The 17,663-nt window shown below is 62.2% G+C and carries 14 protein-coding genes; 9 read left to right on the plus strand and 5 right to left on the minus strand.

The window, feature by feature from the left end; genetic code table 11:
• Positions 1 to 15 precede the first annotated feature (15 nt).
• Positions 16 to 3,225 carry an efflux RND transporter permease subunit gene (locus ACUN0E_RS23480; protein WP_408234919.1) on the plus strand — a complete coding sequence of 1,070 codons (3,210 nt, stop codon included), beginning with the start codon at positions 16 to 18 and terminating at the stop codon, positions 3,223 to 3,225.
• 1 nt (position 3,226) lies between these two features.
• Positions 3,227 to 4,774 carry an efflux transporter outer membrane subunit gene (locus ACUN0E_RS23485; RefSeq protein ID WP_445568087.1) on the plus strand — a complete coding sequence of 516 codons (1,548 nt, stop codon included), beginning with the start codon at positions 3,227 to 3,229 and terminating at the stop codon, positions 4,772 to 4,774.
• Positions 4,775 to 5,056: 282 nt separating this feature from the next.
• Here ACUN0E_RS23485 and ACUN0E_RS23490 read toward each other — a convergent pair whose 3' ends face one another.
• Positions 5,057 to 6,466 carry a nucleobase:cation symporter-2 family protein gene (locus ACUN0E_RS23490; RefSeq protein ID WP_445568088.1) on the minus strand — a complete coding sequence of 470 codons (1,410 nt, stop codon included), beginning with the start codon at positions 6,464 to 6,466 and terminating at the stop codon, positions 5,057 to 5,059.
• A 1-nt stretch (position 6,467) separates the two neighbouring features.
• Here ACUN0E_RS23490 and ACUN0E_RS23495 point away from each other — a divergent pair, with 1 nt between their 5' ends.
• The 4 genes from ACUN0E_RS23495 (at position 6,468) to fghA (ending at position 10,668) form a co-directional block, all read left to right on the plus strand.
• On the plus strand, positions 6,468 to 6,677 hold the full coding sequence (locus tag ACUN0E_RS23495; RefSeq protein WP_445568089.1) for a prephenate dehydrogenase: 210 nt from the start codon (positions 6,468 to 6,470) through the stop codon (positions 6,675 to 6,677).
• A 214-nt stretch (positions 6,678 to 6,891) separates the two neighbouring features.
• A complete protein-coding gene (locus tag ACUN0E_RS23500) occupies positions 6,892 to 8,424 on the plus strand; it encodes a xylulokinase (protein WP_445568090.1) in 1,533 nt (510 codons plus the stop codon).
• Positions 8,425 to 8,651: 227 nt separating this feature from the next.
• On the plus strand, positions 8,652 to 9,758 hold the full coding sequence (locus ACUN0E_RS23505) for an S-(hydroxymethyl)glutathione dehydrogenase/class III alcohol dehydrogenase (RefSeq protein WP_054034374.1): 1,107 nt from the start codon (positions 8,652 to 8,654) through the stop codon (positions 9,756 to 9,758).
• Positions 9,759 to 9,816: 58 nt separating this feature from the next.
• Positions 9,817 to 10,668, plus strand: a complete 852-nt coding sequence (gene fghA / locus ACUN0E_RS23510) for an S-formylglutathione hydrolase (protein WP_445568091.1) — start codon at positions 9,817 to 9,819, stop codon at positions 10,666 to 10,668.
• Between the two features lie 44 nt (positions 10,669 to 10,712).
• Here fghA and ACUN0E_RS23515 read toward each other — a convergent pair whose 3' ends face one another.
• The 4 genes from ACUN0E_RS23515 to ACUN0E_RS23530 form a co-directional block, all read right to left on the minus strand.
• Complete coding sequence (locus ACUN0E_RS23515) at positions 10,713 to 11,495, minus strand: metal ABC transporter permease (RefSeq protein WP_408206710.1); 783 nt, start codon at positions 11,493 to 11,495, stop codon at positions 10,713 to 10,715.
• Entirely contained in the window at positions 11,488 to 12,465 is a 978-nt protein-coding gene (locus ACUN0E_RS23520) for an ABC transporter ATP-binding protein (RefSeq protein ID WP_445568092.1), read from the minus strand. Before ACUN0E_RS23520 ends, ACUN0E_RS23515 begins: the two co-directional genes overlap by 8 nt.
• Positions 12,462 to 13,436, minus strand: coding sequence for a metal ABC transporter solute-binding protein (locus ACUN0E_RS23525; RefSeq protein WP_445568093.1), 975 nt, complete (start codon positions 13,434 to 13,436; stop codon positions 12,462 to 12,464). The genes ACUN0E_RS23520 and ACUN0E_RS23525 overlap by 4 nt, the downstream gene beginning before the upstream one ends.
• A 76-nt stretch (positions 13,437 to 13,512) precedes the next feature.
• A complete protein-coding gene (locus ACUN0E_RS23530) occupies positions 13,513 to 13,992 on the minus strand; it encodes a Fur family transcriptional regulator (RefSeq protein ID WP_408520762.1) in 480 nt (159 codons plus the stop codon).
• A 333-nt stretch (positions 13,993 to 14,325) separates the two neighbouring features.
• Between ACUN0E_RS23530 and ACUN0E_RS23535 the strand changes: the two genes are divergently transcribed.
• From ACUN0E_RS23535 to ACUN0E_RS23545, 3 genes are all read left to right on the plus strand, one after another.
• Positions 14,326 to 15,108 carry an L-iditol 2-dehydrogenase gene (locus tag ACUN0E_RS23535; RefSeq protein ID WP_445568094.1) on the plus strand — a complete coding sequence of 261 codons (783 nt, stop codon included), beginning with the start codon at positions 14,326 to 14,328 and terminating at the stop codon, positions 15,106 to 15,108.
• Positions 15,109 to 15,205: 97 nt separating this feature from the next.
• On the plus strand, positions 15,206 to 16,528 hold the full coding sequence (locus ACUN0E_RS23540; RefSeq protein ID WP_445568095.1) for an ABC transporter substrate-binding protein: 1,323 nt from the start codon (positions 15,206 to 15,208) through the stop codon (positions 16,526 to 16,528).
• Between the two features lie 197 nt (positions 16,529 to 16,725).
• On the plus strand, positions 16,726 to 17,661 hold the full coding sequence (locus tag ACUN0E_RS23545; protein ID WP_408392123.1) for a carbohydrate ABC transporter permease: 936 nt from the start codon (positions 16,726 to 16,728) through the stop codon (positions 17,659 to 17,661).
• Positions 17,662 to 17,663 lie beyond the last annotated feature (2 nt).

Here is a 17,663-nt window from a genome sequence, read left to right on the forward strand (position 1 = left end):
CAGGGAGCCCGCCTCATGGCAAAGTTCTTTATTGATCGCCCGATTTTTGCATGGGTGATCGCCATTATTCTGATGCTCGCGGGTATCGCGTCGGTCTTTACATTGCCGATCGCGCAATACCCGACCATCGCACCGCCGGCTGTGCAGATCAGTGCAACGTACCCGGGTGCATCGGCGAAGACGGTGGAAAACACCGTCACGCAGGTGATCGAGCAGCAGATGAGTGGTCTCGACCACTTGCTGTATCTGTCGTCCACTTCGGACGACTCGGGTACGGCAACGATCACGCTGACGTTCGCAGCCGGCACCAATCCTGACATCGCGCAGGTGCAGGTGCAGAACAAGCTGCAGCTCGCCACGCCGCTGTTGCCGCAAGCTGTGCAGCAGTTGGGTACCAAGGTCACGAAGTCGAGCAGCAGCTTCTTGCTGGTGATGGCATTCGTGTCCGAAGACGGCAGCATGAACAAGTACGACCTCGCGAACTACGTCGCGTCGAACATTGAAGATCCGGTCAGCCGGATCGACGGTGTGGGTACGGTGACGCTGTTCGGCTCGCAGTACGCAATGCGGATCTGGCTGGATGCGAACAAGCTGACCAACTTCGGCCTCACGCCGGTGGATGTGCAGACCGCGCTGACCAACCAGAACGTGCAGGTCGCGGGCGGTTCGCTCGGCGGTACGCCGTCGGTGCCGGGGCAGGTGCTGCAGGCAACCATTACGGAAGCCACGCTGCTGAATACGCCTGAACAGTTCGGCAACGTGCTGCTGAAGGTCAATCCGGACGGCTCGCAAGTCCGCATCAAGGACGTGGCGCGCATCGAGCTCGGTGGCGAAAACTACAACTTCGACACCAAGTACAACGGTCAGCCGACAGCGGGCTTCGGTATTCAGCTCGCTACCGGCGCGAACGCGCTGGCTACGGCCAAGGCAGTGCGTGCGAAGGTCGCCGAACTGTCGAAGTACTTCCCGCACGGTCTGGTCGTGCAATATCCGTACGACACCACGCCGTTCGTGCGCCTGTCGATCGAAGAAGTGGTCAAGACGCTGCTCGAAGGTATCGTGCTGGTGTTCCTGGTCATGTACCTGTTCCTGCAGAACCTGCGCGCCACGCTGATCCCGACGATCGCCGTGCCGGTGGTGCTGTTGGGCACGTTCGCCGTGATGGGGCTGGTGGGCTTCTCGATCAATACGCTGTCCATGTTCGGGCTCGTGCTGGCGATCGGCTTGCTGGTGGACGATGCGATCGTGGTGGTTGAAAACGTCGAGCGGGTGATGCAGGAGGAGGGCTTGTCACCTCGCGACGCCACCGTCAAGGCGATGGAGCAGGTTACCGGCGCGCTGGTCGGCGTGGCGCTCGTGCTGTCGGCGGTGTTCGTGCCGGTGGCGTTCTCGGGCGGCTCGGTCGGGGCCATTTACCGGCAGTTCTCGCTGACGATCGTGGCGGCGATGGTGCTGTCCGTGCTGGTCGCATTGATTCTGACGCCGGCGCTGTGCGCGACGATCCTCAAGCCGATCGAAAAGGGTCACGCGGAAAAAACCACCGGTTTCTTCGGCTGGTTCAACCGTACGTTCAACAAGAGCCGCGACAAATATCACACGGGCGTTCACCACGTGATCAAGCGCTCGGGCCGTTGGCTGATCATCTACATGGTGGTGATCTTCGCGGTCGGCCTGCTGTTCGTGAAGTTGCCGAAGTCGTTCCTGCCTGACGAAGACCAGGGCACGATGTTCGTGCTGGTGCAAACGCCGTCCGGCTCGACGCAGGAAACCACGGCGCGCGCGCTGAAGGACGTCTCCGACTATCTGCTCAACGGCGAGAAGAGCATCGTCGAATCGACCTTCACCGTGAACGGCTTCAGCTTCGCCGGCCGCGGTCAGAACGCGGGTCTCGTGTTCGTGCGGATGAAGGACTATTCGGTGCGTCAGCATTCGGATCAGAAGGTGCAGGCGCTGGTTGGCCGTCTCTTCATGCATTTCTCGAGCTACAAGAATGCGCTGGTGTATCCGGTGAATCCGCCGTCGATTCCTGAACTCGGCACGGCTGCCGGCTTCGACTTCGAACTGCAGGATCGTGCCGGTATCGGCCACGAGAAGCTGATGCAAGCTCGTAACATGCTGCTGGGCATGGCCTCGAAAGATCCGACGCTGGCTCAGGTGCGTCCGAACGGCCTGAACGATACGCCGCAGTTCAAGGTGGATATCGACCACGAGAAGGCTTCCGCGCTCGGCGTGTCGCTGTCGGCGATCGACCAGACGTTCTCGATCGCATGGGCGTCGCAGTACGTGAACAACTTCCTCGATACCGATGGCCGGATCAAGAAGGTGTATCTGCAAGGCGACGCACCGTTCCGGATGAACCCGGAAGACCTGAACGCCTGGTACGTGCGCAATTCGGCTGGCACCATGGTGCCGTTCTCATCGTTCGCAAACGGCACGTGGACCTACGGTTCGCCGAAGCTCGAGCGCTACAACGGTATCTCGGCGGTGGAAATCCAGGGCGCGGCGGCACCGGGCAAGTCGACCGGTCAGGCCATGACGGCCATGGAAGCACTCGTGGCGAAGCTGCCTCCGGGTATCGGCTACGAATGGACAGGCTTGTCGTTGCAGGAACGCCAGTCCGGTTCACAGGCGCCGATTCTGTACGGCATCTCGATCCTCGTTGTGTTCCTCTGTCTCGCGGCGCTGTATGAAAGCTGGTCGATTCCGTTCTCGGTGATCATGGTGGTGCCGCTCGGCGTGGTCGGTGCACTGCTGGCCGCTACGCTGCGCGGACTCGAGAACGACGTGTTCTTCCAGGTGGGGCTGTTGACCACGGTGGGGCTGTCGGCGAAGAACGCGATTCTGATCGTGGAATTCGCCCGCGACCTGCAGGTGGGTCAAGGAATGGGGCCGGTCGAGGCCGCGCTTGAAGCAGCGCGTCTGCGATTGCGTCCGATTCTGATGACCTCGCTCGCGTTCATTCTCGGCGTGATGCCGCTTGCGATCAGTAACGGCGCGGGTTCGGCCAGCCAGCACGCAATCGGTACCGGCGTGATCGGCGGGATGTTGACGGCGACCTTCCTCGCGATTTTCATGATCCCGATGTTCTTCGTCGTGATTCGCGCGAAGTTCGGCGGCGAGAAGGAAGATCCGGATGAGGCGCTCGCACACTACAACCAGCACCATCCGCATGACGGCCAAGGTGGCGGGTCGACTGATGAAGGCTCGGGCAAGGACGGACATTGAGATGCAAAAACACTCTTTGATTGCAGTGGCGGTTGCGCTGTTCGCCGCCGGTTGCACGATGGCGCCGAAGTACCACCGCCCGGCTGAACCCGTGACGGGCACTTTCCCGGCCGGCGGCGTGTATGACACGCAGCCGGGGGCGACCCAGCCGGGCGTGGGGCAAACGGGCACGTCGATTTCGGCGCGCAGTGCCAGCGGCCAGGCTGCGGCCGATATCGGCTGGCGTGACTTCTTCGTCGATCCGCGCATGCAGCGGTTGATCGAGATCGCGCTGAAGAACAACCGCGATCTGCGCGTGTCGGTGCTGAACATGCAGGCGTCGGCGGCGCAGTACCGCATCGTTCGTGCGGGGCTGTTCCCGACGCTCGACGCCGCGGCTTCGCAAAGCAAATCGCGTACACCGAAAGAACTGGTTATCAACAACCAGACAATCTCGAACACGTACTCGGTCGGTCTGAACGCTTCCTGGGAAATCGACTTCTTCGGGCGGATTCAAAGCCTGAAGGATCAGGCGTTGGCGCAGTACCTGGCCACCGCTCAGGCACGCAAGGCGGCGGAAATCTCGCTGGTCTCGCAAGTCGCGGATCAGTACCTGACGGTGCTCGAGCTCGACGATCTGCTGACGGTGACGCAGAACACGCTGAAGACGTCACAGGAGTCGTATCGGATCGCCAAGCTGCAATTCGATAACGGGACGGGTTCGGAACTCGATTTGCGGCAATCGCAAACCGTGGTCGAGCAGGCCAACGCGAACCTGCAGGCGCAGGCACGTCTGCGCGCCCAGGGTGAGAATGCGCTGGTGCTGTTGCTCGGCGAGCCCTTGCCTGCCGATTTGCCGCCGGGTCTGACGTTGAACGACCAGAATCTCCTCACGGATATTCCGGCCGGTTTGCCGTCCGATCTGCTGACGCGTCGCCCGGACATCATGGAGGCCGAAGAGAACTTGCTGGCGGCCAACGCGAACATCGGTGCGGCACGTGCGGCGTTCTTCCCGAAGGTCTCGCTGACCGGCAGCTTTGGCACGTTGAGCCCGTCGCTCGGTGGCCTGTTCAAGCCAGGTTCGGCGGCGTGGAGCTTTGCGCCGTCGATCACGCTGCCAATCTTCGAAGGCGGGCAGAACCTTGCCAACCTCGATCTCGCCAATATCCAGAAGAAAGTCCAGATCGCGACGTATGAAAAGGCGATCCAGACGGCCTTCCGCGAAGTGGCGGACGGACTCGCAGCACGCGGCACGTACGATCAGCAGATCCAGGCGCTGGAGCGCAATACGTTTGCAGAACAGCGTCGACTGGATCTGTCGAACTTGCGTTATACGAACGGCGTCGACAGCTATCTGTCGGTGTTGACTGCGCAGACCGATCTGTACTCGTCGCAGCAGTCGTTGATTACCGCGCGCATGCAGCGTCTCCAGAACCTGGTCGATTTGTACCAGGCACTGGGCGGCGGCTGGATCCAACGGGCTGGCGAGCAGCCGCGTCCGGCGGATGCGCCGGTCGACTACGGCGCGGCAAGTGCGCCGGTGGCGGCTTCGGCAGCGACGGCGGGCTAAGCCTGGAGCAGGCGCGCGGCGGGTCTCGGTTTTAGGCCAGCCGCGCTGCTTGACTGGGTTGACTGGGTTGACTGGGTTGACTGGGTTGACTGGGTTGACTGGGTTGACTGGGTTGACTGGGAATAAAAAACGCCACGGCAAGCCGTGGCGTTTTTTTGTGCAGAGAGTGCGTGACTTCAGGTGCCTCACTCACTTCAGGCACCCCCCCCAGCATCTGAGCAGGCACCTCAAGCACCTCCAGCACCGCAGTCGCGCGGCACTGGTTCTCCTCAAGTCAGACGTTCAGTGCAGATCCACCGCACGCAGCATCTCGTCGCGCGGCGGTTCATTCCCGCCGCGTCCGTCGAAATCATGTCCGGCTTTGCGAATTTCGCACTGCGCCTTTTTCTCGCTCTTCACACCGTTGAAGATCAGGTTCAGCACGACCGCCGATACCGACGCCAGCAAGATCCCGCTATGCAGCAGCGGCGAGAGCGCCGGCGGCAGCTTCGAGAAAAATTGCGGCGACACCACCGGCACCAAACCCATGCCGATACTCACCGCGACGATGAACAGGTTGTGGTGGTTCTTCACGAAGTCGACCTTGGCCAGCACTTTGATGCCGTTTGCCGCAACCATGCCGAACATCACGATGCCCGCACCGCCGAGCACGAAAGCCGGCACCGAGGCAACCACTTGTGCCATCTTCGGGAACAGGCCCAGCAGCACCAGGATCACGCCGCCCATCGCGCAGACAAAGCGGCTCTTCACACCCGTCACGCCGATCAGGCCGACGTTCTGCGAGAACGAGGTATGCGGAAACGAGTTGAAGATGCCACCGATCAGCGTGCCCAGACCGTCGACGCGCAAGCCGCGCACCAGCGTTTTCTGATCCACCGGACGATCCACCATGTCACCGACCGCGAGGAACATGCCGGTCGATTCGATGAAGGTGACGAACATCACGGTGACCATTGTCGCGATCGCGAGCGGATCGAAATGCGGCAGGCCGAAGTGGAACGGCATCACGATGCCGACCCACGGTGCGTGCGTGACGCCGTCCATGTTCACGCGGCCGAGTGCCAGCGCGATGATGAAGCCCGCAACGATGCCGAGCAGCACCGAGATATTGGCGAGGAAGCCCTTGGCGAATTTGTTGATCAGCAGGATCAGCATCAACACAAGGAGCGACAGGCCGAGATAGACCGGATTGCCGTAATCAGGATTGCCCACGCCGCCGGCCGCCCAGTTGATACCCACTTCCATCAGTGAGAGGCCGATCACCGAGATCACCACGCCGATCACCACCGGTGGGAAAAAGCGCAGCAGCTTTCCGACCGCCGGCGCGAGAAGGATGCCGATGACACCGGCCGCGATCGTCGAGCCGAAGATGTCGAGAATGCCGAGCGAAGGATTCGTGCCGATCGCGACCATCGGACCGACAGCCGCGAACGTGCAGCCCATGATGACCGGCAGACGGATGCCGAAGATCCACAGACCGAGAGTCTGAATCAGCGTGGCGATGCCGCAGGAAAACAGATCGGCGCTGATCAGGAACGCGATCTGGTCTTTCGGCAACTTCAGCGCCGCACCGATGATCAGCGGCACCGCAACTGCGCCTGCGTACATCACCAAAACGTGCTGAATGCCGAGCGTAAGCAACTGGCCCGCGGGCAGTCGCTCGTCGCACGGGTGAACCGTGTTCGATTGCATTTTGTCTCTCTCCACCATCTCGTTTTGGGATGGCTCCAAGGTATGCGGAACGAAAAGCTGCAACAAGACCACTGGGGCCTATTCCGGCATTCCCGGTGACGATATGCATGAAGCCCATTTGAAAGCCAAAAGAAATGCGCGTACGGCGCAAAACGGCCGTAAGCCCCATGCAGCAGCGATGGCAGCGCTGATGCCGCTCGCGCCCGTCTGAACGAGATATGTGTGAGAATCAATGAGGTGTATCTCGCTCGACGCATAGTGCTGTTTTGATGTGGCTCGCGGCGGGGCGGGGTTAACCCGCGATTCCGGGTTTTCCGCGTACATTCGGGCGCGTTTCAGAAGCCGCGTAGCGGTGACGGAAAATACGTCGTTCCAGGCACCTTTCGCGTGCTTGTCCCCAAGCTCAAATTGACGTTCTATCGCCCATGAGTTTTCTTGGCATCGACCTCGGCACCGGTTCCCTCAAAGTAGCAATCGTCGACGAAAGCGGCCGTGAGCAGGCAGCGGCGAGTGTCGCGTATGCACTCGAAACGCCGCATCCGGGATGGGCGGAAATCTCGGTGCAAACCTGGTGGCGCGCGCTATACGAAGCGGCGGCGCGTTTGCCTGAAGATTTGCGCCTTGAGGTGCGGGCAATCGGCTTCTCCGGACAGATGCACGGTGTCGTGCTGATCGACGCCAATGGCGAAGCTGTGCGCCCCGCAATGCTCTGGCCCGACACGCGCGCGTTGGGCCTGCTCGATCAGTGGCCCGAGCCGCAGCCGAATCCTGTTGCACCCGGCATGGCGGGTCCTTTGCTGCGTTGGATCGTGCAGAACGAACCGCAGTCCGCGCGCAAGACGCGTTGGGCGCTGCAACCGAAAGATTGGCTGCGTGTCGCGCTGGGCGGTGCGGTCGCAACCGATCCTTCCGACGCTTGCGCGACGGCGCTCGCCGATCCGGCTGGTGTGTGGGATCGGGAACTGCTTGAACGGCTCGAATTGCGGCATGAGTGGTTTGCGCCGCTTGCACCTTCCTATGCGGCGGGCGGTGCGTTGTCGCAGAAAGCTGCGCAGGAGCTGGGTCTGCGAGCCGGCATCGTGCTCGCGATTGGCGGCGCCGATACGCCATGTGCCGCGCTCGGCAGTGGTCTCGCCAGCGACGGCGACGCGTTGCTTACCACCGGCACCGGTGGGCAAATCGTCGTACTCGCCGAACACGCACCGCAAGCCGTGAAAGGCTTGCATCGCTATCGAGCTGCGAGTGACCACTGGTATCGGATGGCGGCGATGCAAAACGTCGGCGTCGCGCTCGAACGCGTGCGCGGCTGGCTCTCGTATGAATGGGCCGATGCCTATCGTGAAGCGTTCGGTGATGCGTCCGGCGGTGCGTCGAGCAGCGTTGCGTTCGGCAATACATCCGGCGGTGCCTCAGGCAACGCATCGGGTGAGGCCCTTGGTGACGCAACAGACGCTACCCCAATCGCCGCGCCAGGCCTCACCTTCCTGCCATACCTCACCGGCGAGCGCACGCCGTGGCTTAACCCATCCGCACGCGGCGGCTGGCTTGGCCTTGCATTCGACCACACGCGTGGCACGATGATGCGCGCCGCATTTGAAGGCGTCGCGTTCTCGCTGCGCGCCGGGCTCGACGCGATCCGTGCGAGTGGCGCCACGGTAACGACATTGAAACTCGCAGGCGGTGGTTCAGTCGATGCACGCTGGCGGCAGTTGCTTGCCGATGCGCTGAACGTCGAGCTCCATGCCGTGGATTGTCCGAACGCGGCGCCGCGTGGCGCGGCCATTCTCGGCGGATTGGCGAGCGGGCATTGGCACGCGAGCGATCTCGCCGCGCTTGCGCCGGGCGCGACACGTGTTGCCGGGCCACAAGGCGATGCGGCGCTTGCCGAACGTTACGCGCGCTTTCTCGATCTGTATGGCCGCGTCGAATCATGGTTCGGCGAACCCCCACAACGGTAACCGAAGCGATGTCAGCTACAGACAATGCTGCGACGTACTTTGCAATACCATTACGGCTTTCGCGCGCTAAGTTATGGGCCGGCACGCGATGTCGGACGAGAGCAACATCGTCCGTTCACAGCCTGGCAAACGAATTAACTGCAGTAACCGAACCGCGACACCGGCACGCCGCGCGATATCTCACTGCGACGCGCCAGAGCATTCATAGACTCACAGGAGCATTCACGATGAAAACCAAAGCAGCAATCGCCTGGAAAGCCGGCGCCCCGTTGACGATCGAAGAAGTGGATCTGGAAGGCCCGCGCGCCGGTGAAGTCCTGATCGAAGTGAAGGCGACGGGCATTTGCCACACCGATTACTACACGCTCTCGGGCGCCGATCCGGAAGGCATCTTCCCGGCGATTCTCGGCCACGAAGGCGCGGGCGTGATCGTCGATGTGGGTCCGGGCGTGGGCACGCTAAAGAAGGGCGACCACGTCATTCCGCTCTACACGCCGGAATGCCGCCAGTGCAAATTCTGTCTGTCGCGCAAGACCAATCTTTGTCAGGCGATTCGTTCGACGCAAGGCCGCGGCCTGATGCCCGATGCAACGTCGCGCTTCTCGCTGGACGGCAAGCCGCTGTTTCACTACATGGGCACGTCCACGTTTTCGAACTACATCGTCGTGCCGGAAATCGCGGTCGCGAAGGTGCGTGAAGACGCACCGTTCGACAAGATCTGCTACATCGGTTGCGGCGTGACGACGGGCGTGGGCGCTGTCGTGTATTCGGCGAAGGTCGAAGCGGGTGCGAACGTGGTGGTGTTCGGTCTCGGCGGCATTGGTCTGAACGTGATCCAGGGCGCGAAGATGGTCGGCGCGGACAAGATTATCGGCGTCGATATCAACCCGGGCCGCGTGGAGCTGGCGAAGAAGTTCGGCATGACCCACTTCATCAACCCGAACGAAGTCGAGAACGTGGTCGATCACATCGTGCAACTCACCGATGGCGGCGCGGACTACTCGTTCGAATGTATCGGCAACACCAAGGTGATGCGTCAGGCACTGGAGTGTACGCATAAGGGCTGGGGCCAGTCGTTCATCATCGGTGTGGCGGCAGCGGGCGAGGAGATCAGCACGCGGCCGTTCCAGCTGGTGACGGGCCGAGAGTGGAAGGGCTCGGCATTCGGCGGCGCGCGCGGTCGCACGGACGTGCCGAAGATCGTCGACTGGTACATGGAAGGCAAGATCAATATCGACGACCTGATCACGCACCGTCTGCCGCTCGAACGCATCAACGAAGGCTTCGATCTGATGAAGAAGGGCGAGTCGATCCGCTCGGTCGTGCTGTACTAACGCGGCACCGATACGTCACCGATACGTCAGTGGCCCAGCACAGAAAGGAGCATTGCGAATGCTTGAACTATTGTCGTCGCATGCCTGCCATGGCGGCGAGCAGCGGATCTACCGGCACGACTCGCAGACTGTCGGTCTGCCGATGCGCTTCTCAGTGTATCTGCCGCCGCAGGCCTTGCAGGCCAGTGCGAATGTGCCCGCGCTGTTCTACCTCGCGGGTCTGACTTGCACGGAAGAAACCTTTCCGGTCAAGGCGGGCGCGCAGCGCTTTGCGGCACAGCACGGCATCGCGCTGATCGCGCCGGATACCAGTCCGCGCGGCGCGGGCGTGCCGGGTGAAAGCGCGGCGTGGGATTTCGGCGTGGGTGCGGGCTTTTACGTCGACGCGACACAGCAGCCGTGGGCGAAGCAGTATCGGATGTACTCGTACGTGCGCGACGAACTGCGCGAAACGGTACTCGCGAATCTGCCAGTGGACGGCGCGCGTCTTGGCATCTTCGGGCATTCGATGGGTGGTCACGGCGCGTTGATGCTGGCGCTGCGCAACCCGGAGATCTATCGGTCGGTGTCGGCGTTCGCGCCGATCGCCGCGCCTTCACAGTGCCCGTGGGGCGTGAAGGCGTTCAGCGGCTATCTGGGCGAAGACCGCGAAGCGTGGAAGCAGTATGACTCGAGCGAACTGGTCGCTCACGTGTCGCGCAAGTTCACGCAAGGGATTCTGGTCGATCAGGGGCTGGCGGATCAGTTCCTCGCCGAGCAACTGAACCCGGATGTGTTCGAAGCTGCCTGCAAGGCTGCGGGGCAGCCGCTAACGCTGCGCCGTCACGCGGGCTACGACCACGGCTATTACTTCATCTCGACTTTCATCGAGGACCATCTCGCGCATCACGCGAAGGTGCTGTTTGGTTGAAGTCTTGCAGGAGGAGGGCGGCGGCATGCAACTGTGTTGCCGCCTCAATGCCGCCTCAACAAACTCCCGCCATACACAACAGCCGACAGCACGGTGATCCAGAAGCTCGTTGGCCAGTCGGTATAGAACGCCAGGGTCAATCCCAGCCACGCCTGCACCAGCGCGAACACGGCGGCGAGTACGAGACCGGTGGAAAGCCGCGTCGTCACGTTTTGCGCGGCGGCAGCCGGTCCGACCATGAGCGTGAACACCAGCAGTACGCCGACGATCTGTGTGCATGCCGCCACGGCCAGTGCGGCGATCGCCAGAAACAGTACCGACACCAGACGCAGCGACACGCCCTTGGCTTCAGCTAATTCCGGCTGTAGCGAAGCAAACAGCAACGGCCGCATGATCGCCGCGAGCGCCAGCAAACTGACGACACCCAACGCCGCCAGCACGCCGAGCGTCGACGCATTCACGCCGAGCACGTTGCCGAACAGCAGCGCGGTGACCTGGGTCGCGTACGCCGTGAAGAAGTGCAGGAACAGCAAGCCGAAGCCGAGCGACAGCGACAGGATCACGCCGATCGCTACATCGCGTCCGGCGAGCCGCTCGCCCAGCGCGCCCATGCCGACCCCTGCCGCGAGCGTGAAGCCGATCATCCCCCAGATCGGCGAGATGCCGATCAGGACCGCGCCGGTCGCACCGGTGAAGCCCACGTGCGAGAGCGCGTGGCCCGCGAAGGTCTGCCCACGCATCACCAGAAAATATCCCACTATCCCTGCCAGCACCGCGACGATCCCCGACGCCGCGAACGCGTTCACCATGAAATCGTATTCAAACATCGTGCGTGTGTCCGTCGCGTGAGTCGTGCTGGTGTGAGTGGCCGTGTGCACCATCGTGGTCGTGCGAATGCCCGTGAGAGTGCGAGTGGCTATGGCCGCCGTTCTCGTCGTGCTCGTGCTCGTGATCGTGTTTTTCGACTTCGACGTCGCCCGACATCACGAAGATGCGGCCGTTCACGCGCATCACGTCGATCGGCGAACCATAGAGACGCGACAGCACCGGCCTTGTAATGACTTCATCGACGGTGCCGAGCGCGGCGACGCCGCTGCCGAGATACAGCACGCGGTCGAGCGAGTTCAAAAGCGGGTTCAGTTCATGCGCCGAGAACAGCACAGCAATGCCGAGTTCCTGCTGCACGCGCCGCACCAGTTCGACGACGCTCTTCTGATGATGTGGATCGAGGCTGATCAGCGGTTCATCAAGTAGCAGTAGCTTGGGATTGCCGAGCAGGCATTGCGCGAGCAGCAGGCGCTGACGCTCGCCGCCCGACAGTTCCGATAACGGCCGCTCGGCCAGCTTGCGGCCGCCCACCAGATCCAGCACCCGCTCGACATCCGCGCGGGTCTTGCTGTCCGCATGGGGCAGGCCCCAGCGGTGTCCGTCGGCAGCCATGGCGACGAAGTCGCGGCCGCGCACGCGGCGTCCTGCCAGCGCACTGCGCGTCTGCGGCATATAGCCGATCGACGCGTTGCCGCGCTCGACCGGCTGCCCCAGCACGCGAATCGCGCCGCTCGCCGCCGGCACGAGACCGAGCACGGCGCGCATCAACGTCGTCTTGCCCGCGCCGTTCGGCCCGAGCACGCCGATGAATTCGCCCTGGTTCACCACAAACCCGGTGTCGCGCAGAATCGAGCGGCCGCCGAGTTCGAGCGTCACGTGCTCGAGTTCGAGCACGGGCGTGTTGGCGCGTGCGCTGGTTAATGCGCTTGTAGATGCATTAGCTGGCGTGCTGCGGCCAGTCTCGGTCATTGGGGTTTTCCTTTGGCGGTTGAAGCCGCCGCATCCGCTGCGCTAGTATCGCCCGCAGCCAGCGCCGTGCCCAGCGCGTCGAGCTGCGTCAGCATCCACGTCTGATAGGTCTTGCCGGCCGGTTCGGTTTCGGTGACGCTCATGGTCGGCACCTTCGATTGCTGCGCGAGCTTCAACATGCGTTTGGTCAGGGCCTCGGTTGCCTGGCTGTTATAAATCAGAACGCGCACGCGCTTTTCGCGCAGATCGCGTTCGAACGCGGCGATATCGGCCGCGCTTGCTTCAGTGTCGTTCATCGTCGCCAGCTGGAAGCGCAGATTGCGCATCGAGAGGCCTACTGCGTCCGACATATAGCCGAACACCGGCTCGGTCGCCGTCACGGGCACGCCGGCGTAGCGGCTATGCAGACCGGCGACTTTGGCGTCGATGGGTTTCAGCGAATCGAGAAACTTCGCGAGGTTCGCATCGTACGCCGACTTGTGCGCCGGGTCAGCCGCGACGAGCGCCGCGCTCACCGCGCGCGCCACTTTCGGCATGGTCGCGGGGTCGTACCACAGGTGCGGATTATCGCCGCCCTTCTTGCCGACGAGATCCGCGGCGACGATCGTGGTGCGCTTCGCACTCTTGGAGGCGCCCAGCAATTTTGCCATCCACGGATCGTAGTCGGCGCCGTTGTAGACCACAAGGCTCGCATGCTGCAAGGCGCGCGCCGTCTTCGGGCTGGCTTCGAACAGATGCGGATCCTGATCCGGATTGCTGAGGATGCTTGTTACGTCGACGCGGTCGCCGCCTAGTTGCTGCACGACGTCGCCGTAAAAGTTTTCCGCTGCCACCACCGGGATTTTCGCATCCGCGGCGAAGGCGCTATGACTGAGCGAGAAAGCAGCAGCGGCAACCGCGCCCATGGCCAGGTATTTCGACAGCTTCAGCGCATGGCGCGCCCCGTTCAACATCGAGCCGAATTTCTTCATCGTTGTTTCCTGCTGCGTGAGAGTTGAAAGAAACACAAACGTCAGGCATGCCCGGTTTTCGCGGTCACGCCGGTTTTCATGCCGATGCACCTGTGGACCGCGCCGCGCGGGCGCAGCGGGCGCACAGTCCGCTTAATTCGACTACCTGGCGGTGCACCTCGAAGCCGTGCGCCGGCGCGCTATGCGACAACTGCTGGGCAAGATCGCCGCCGGGAATCTCGACGGTCGCCCCGCACCCGTCGCACATCAGAAACTGGCCGCTGTGCGGCAGGCCGACTTCGCAGCAGGCCACGAACGCGTTCTTCGATTCGATCCGATGGACGAAGCCGTGCGCGAGCAGAAAGTCCAGCGCGCGGTAGACGGTCGTGGGCGGCACGCGGCCACGCTGCGGCTCAAGTGCGTCCAGTAGTTCATAGGCGCCAATCGGCCGGTCGCTGGCGACGATCGCCGCATACACCTGACGCCGTAGCGGCGTGAGCGCAAGCCCATGCAGGGCGGCGTGCGCTTCGGCATGGGCGACGCGTACGGCATGGTGTTCTGCAATCGATGTAGCCATCAGCGGACCCCTCTGACGAACCTGTAAAGCTTCGAAGTGAAGCGAGGTCGCAATGATATAACGTATCTCTAATTCTTGTCAGCGACTTGAGCAGAAAGCTGATTGGCGGCTTTCGATTTCCCGGAATAGTGTCGATCGGGACGAGGAAAGCGTGTAGGCCGGGTACGCGCCGGGCGCGCCCTTGTCCTGCCGCGCTGCACCATCGAAATCTGTTCGAGCGCCTTGACATGACCCGGTCCGTATCCGATCATTCGATCACTAACAGAGCAATTGTTCGCGCAACGAGCGTTCGCTCACTGCGCCACAAGAAGCGAAACGAACCGGAGACAGGCAGTGGCGGCACGATTGCAAGACAAGGTGGCCATTCTGACGGGTGCGGCAAGCGGAATCGGTGAAGCCGTGGCTCGGCGCTATCTGGACGAAGGCGCGCGTTGCGTGCTGGTCGATGTGAAGCCGGCGGACAGTTTCGGCGACGCGCTGCGCGCTGCTCACGGCGACCGCGTGCTGACCGTCAGTGCCGACGTGACGCGCCGCGAGGACATCGAACGCATCCTCGCGCGCACGCTGGCGCGCTTCGGCCAGGTCGATATCCTGTTCAACAACGCGGCGCTCTTCGATATGCGCCCGATCCTCGATGAATCCTGGGACGTGTTCGACCGCCTCTTCGCGGTCAACGTGAAGGGCATGTTCTTCCTGATGCAGACCGTCGCCCAGAAAATGGTCGAGCAGGGCCGCGGCGGCAAGATCATCAATATGTCGTCGCAAGCAGGGCGGCGCGGCGAGGCGCTGGTGTCGCACTACTGCGCGACCAAAGCCGCCGTACTCAGCTATACGCAGTCCGCGGCACTCGCTCTCGCGCCGCACAAGATCAATGTGAACGGTATTGCGCCGGGTGTCGTCGATACGCCGATGTGGAACGAGGTCGACGCGCTCTTCGCCCGCTATGAAAACCGGCCGCTCGGCGAGAAGAAACGCCTGGTCGGTGAAGCGGTGCCGCTCGGCCGTATGGGTGTGCCGGACGATCTGACCGGCGCCGCCCTGTTTCTCGCGTCGGCGGATGCCGACTACATCACCGCGCAAACGCTGAACGTCGACGGCGGCAACTGGATGAGCTGAGCGAATCGCAGAGTGGATGAGTCGGACCCGTTTCACCCAGCGTCATTTTCGTAGAACAAACGCAGCATCACATAACGTACGAGAAAGGAGACAACACATGAAACCAGCTACAAAATCCGCGCTGAAGGCGGTCAGTGCCGGCGCTATCGCATGCTTCGCGTTGCACGCTCAGGCGGCCACGGTGACCATCGCGACGTTGAACAATCCGGACATGATCGAGTTGAAGAAACTCTCGCCCGCTTTCGAGCAGGCGAATCCGGATATCAAGCTCAACTGGGTGATTCTCGAAGAAAACGTGCTGCGTCAGCGCGCCACCACCGACATCACGACCGGCAGCGGCCAGTTCGACGTGATGACGATCGGCGCGTACGAAACGCCACAATGGGGCAAGCGCGGCTGGCTTACGCCGCTCACCGGCCTGCCTGCTGATTACGATCTGAACGACGTCGTGAAGACGGCCCGCGACGGCCTCTCGAGCGGCGGCCAGTTGTACGCGCTGCCGTTCTACGTCGAAAGCTCCATGACGTATTACCGCAAGGATCTGTTCGCGGCCAAGGGCCTGAAGATGCCCGATCAACCGACCTACGATCAGATCGCGCAATTCGCCGACAAGCTCACGGACAAAGCCAACGGCATGTACGGCATCTGCCTGCGCGGCAAGGCCGGCTGGGGTGAAAACATGGCATACGCGACGACGGTGGTGAACACCTTCGGCGGCCGCTGGTTCGACGAAAAGTGGCAAGCGCAACTGACCTCGCCGGAATGGAAGAAGGCCATCACGTTCTATGTCGATCTGTTGAAGAAAGACGGCCCACCGGGAGCGAGCTCGAACGGCTTCAACGAAAACCTGACGCTGATGTCTTCGGGCAAGTGCGCGATGTGGATCGATGCAACGGTGGCCGCCGGCATGCTCTACAACAAGCAGCAGTCGCAGATCGCCGACAAGGTGGGTTTTGCGGCGGCGCCGATCGCCGTCACGCCGAAGGGTTCGCATTGGCTGTGGGCGTGGGCGCTGGCCATTCCGAAGTCGTCAAAGCAGGCTGACTCGGCGAAGAAGTTCATCGCGTGGGCCACGTCGAAGCAATACATCGAACTGGTCGCGAAGGACGAGGGCTGGGCCTCGGTGCCGCCGGGAACGCGTCATTCGACTTACGCGCGCCCTGAGTACAAGCAGGCCGCACCGTTCGGCGACTTCGTGCTGAAAGCAATCGAAACGGCGGATCCGGATCACCCGACGCTCAAGCCGGTGCCGTACACCGGTGTGCAGTTCGTTGGCATCCCTGAGTTCCAGTCGTTCGGCACCGTGGTCGGTCAGAGCATCTCCGGCGCGGTTGCCGGTCAGATGACGGTCGATCAGGCGCTGGCAGCCGGGCAGGCAACGGCGAACCGCGCCGTGCAACAGGCCGGTTACCAGAAATAAGCTGGCTTGCAAGCACCGTAACGTAACGTGAAACGCGCCGGCTGACGCCCGTCAGCCGGCTCACGCAGCACAGCGGGCCGTCCTCGTCATTCATTTGGCACTTACGCGCCGCGACATCGCAGGCGTCGCGGTGAGTGATGCGGCTAAGGCGGTGTCTTCGCCGGACAGCCCGCGCATTACCGAACAGGTGGTCAACCATGCGTCCTCTGCGCCTACCTCTCATGCATGCCCATCCCCAGACAGAAAAAGAACGCGAAGTCCGCAAAGCCAATTCCGCCCGCTGGCTGGTATCGCCCTCGGTCGCGGTACTCGTACTGTGGATGGCTATTCCGCTGGCGATGACGATCTGGTTTTCGTTCTCGCGCTACAACCTGCTGAATCCGGATCTCAAAGGCTTCGCCGGATTCGACAACTACAAATATCTCGCTACCGACCCGTCGTTCGGACCGTCGATCGGGCACACGCTCGAACTGATCGTCTCGGTGCTGGTGATCACGGTGGTCGGCGGCGTGCTGATGGCGATTCTGTTCGATCGTAAGTTCTACGGTCAGGGCATCGCGCGGCTGCTGGCGATCGCGCCGTTCTTCGTGATGCCGACGGTCAGCGCGCTGATCTGGAAGAACATGATCCTGCACCCGGTGTATGGCCTGATCGCACAGGGCATGCGCGCAATCGGCATGCAGCCGATCGACTGGTTCGCCGACTATCCGCTGACGGCGGTGATCATGATCGTCGCGTGGCAGTGGTTGCCGTTCGCGTTCCTGATTCTGTTCACCGCGATCCAGTCGCTCGATCAGGAGCAGAAGGAAGCGGCGCGCATCGACGGTGCGGGTCCGTTCTCGATGTTCTTCTACATCACGCTGCCTCACCTGAAACGGGCAATTGCAGTGGTGGTGATGATGGAGACGATTTTCCTGCTGTCGATCTTCGCCGAAATCTATACGACCACGGGCGGCGGTCCGGGAACCGCGACCACCAATCTGTCGTACCTGATCTATTCGCTGGGTCTGCAACAGTTCGACGTCGGTCTCGCTTCGGCAGGCGGCATTCTGGCTGTGGTGCTGGCCAACATCGTGTCGTTCTTCCTGGTGCGGATGCTCGCGAAGAACCTGAAAGGGGAGTACGAAAAATGAGC

Source organism: Paraburkholderia sp. D1E (assembly GCF_052682275.1).

What these genes read in the sequence shown, in the direction of transcription:
- ACUN0E_RS23490 (WP_445568088.1), bottom strand. Translation starts at nt 6,466, where the DNA reads ATGCAATCGAACACGGTTCACCCGTGCGACGAGCGACTGCCCGCGGGC.
- ACUN0E_RS23525 (WP_445568093.1), bottom strand. Translation starts at nt 13,436, where the DNA reads ATGAAGAAATTCGGCTCGATGTTGAACGGGGCGCGCCATGCGCTGAAG.
- ACUN0E_RS23480 (WP_408234919.1), top strand. Translation starts at nt 16, where the DNA reads ATGGCAAAGTTCTTTATTGATCGCCCGATTTTTGCATGGGTGATCGCC.
- ACUN0E_RS23505 (WP_054034374.1), top strand. Translation starts at nt 8,652, where the DNA reads ATGAAAACCAAAGCAGCAATCGCCTGGAAAGCCGGCGCCCCGTTGACG.
- ACUN0E_RS23540 (WP_445568095.1), top strand. Translation starts at nt 15,206, where the DNA reads ATGAAACCAGCTACAAAATCCGCGCTGAAGGCGGTCAGTGCCGGCGCT.
- ACUN0E_RS23485 (WP_445568087.1), top strand. Translation starts at nt 3,227, where the DNA reads ATGCAAAAACACTCTTTGATTGCAGTGGCGGTTGCGCTGTTCGCCGCC.
- ACUN0E_RS23500 (WP_445568090.1), top strand. Translation starts at nt 6,892, where the DNA reads ATGAGTTTTCTTGGCATCGACCTCGGCACCGGTTCCCTCAAAGTAGCA.
- ACUN0E_RS23530 (WP_408520762.1), bottom strand. Translation starts at nt 13,992, where the DNA reads ATGGCTACATCGATTGCAGAACACCATGCCGTACGCGTCGCCCATGCC.
- ACUN0E_RS23520 (WP_445568092.1), bottom strand. Translation starts at nt 12,465, where the DNA reads ATGACCGAGACTGGCCGCAGCACGCCAGCTAATGCATCTACAAGCGCA.
- fghA (WP_445568091.1), top strand. Translation starts at nt 9,817, where the DNA reads ATGCTTGAACTATTGTCGTCGCATGCCTGCCATGGCGGCGAGCAGCGG.
- ACUN0E_RS23545 (WP_408392123.1), top strand. Translation starts at nt 16,726, where the DNA reads ATGCGTCCTCTGCGCCTACCTCTCATGCATGCCCATCCCCAGACAGAA.
- ACUN0E_RS23515 (WP_408206710.1), bottom strand. Translation starts at nt 11,495, where the DNA reads ATGTTTGAATACGATTTCATGGTGAACGCGTTCGCGGCGTCGGGGATC.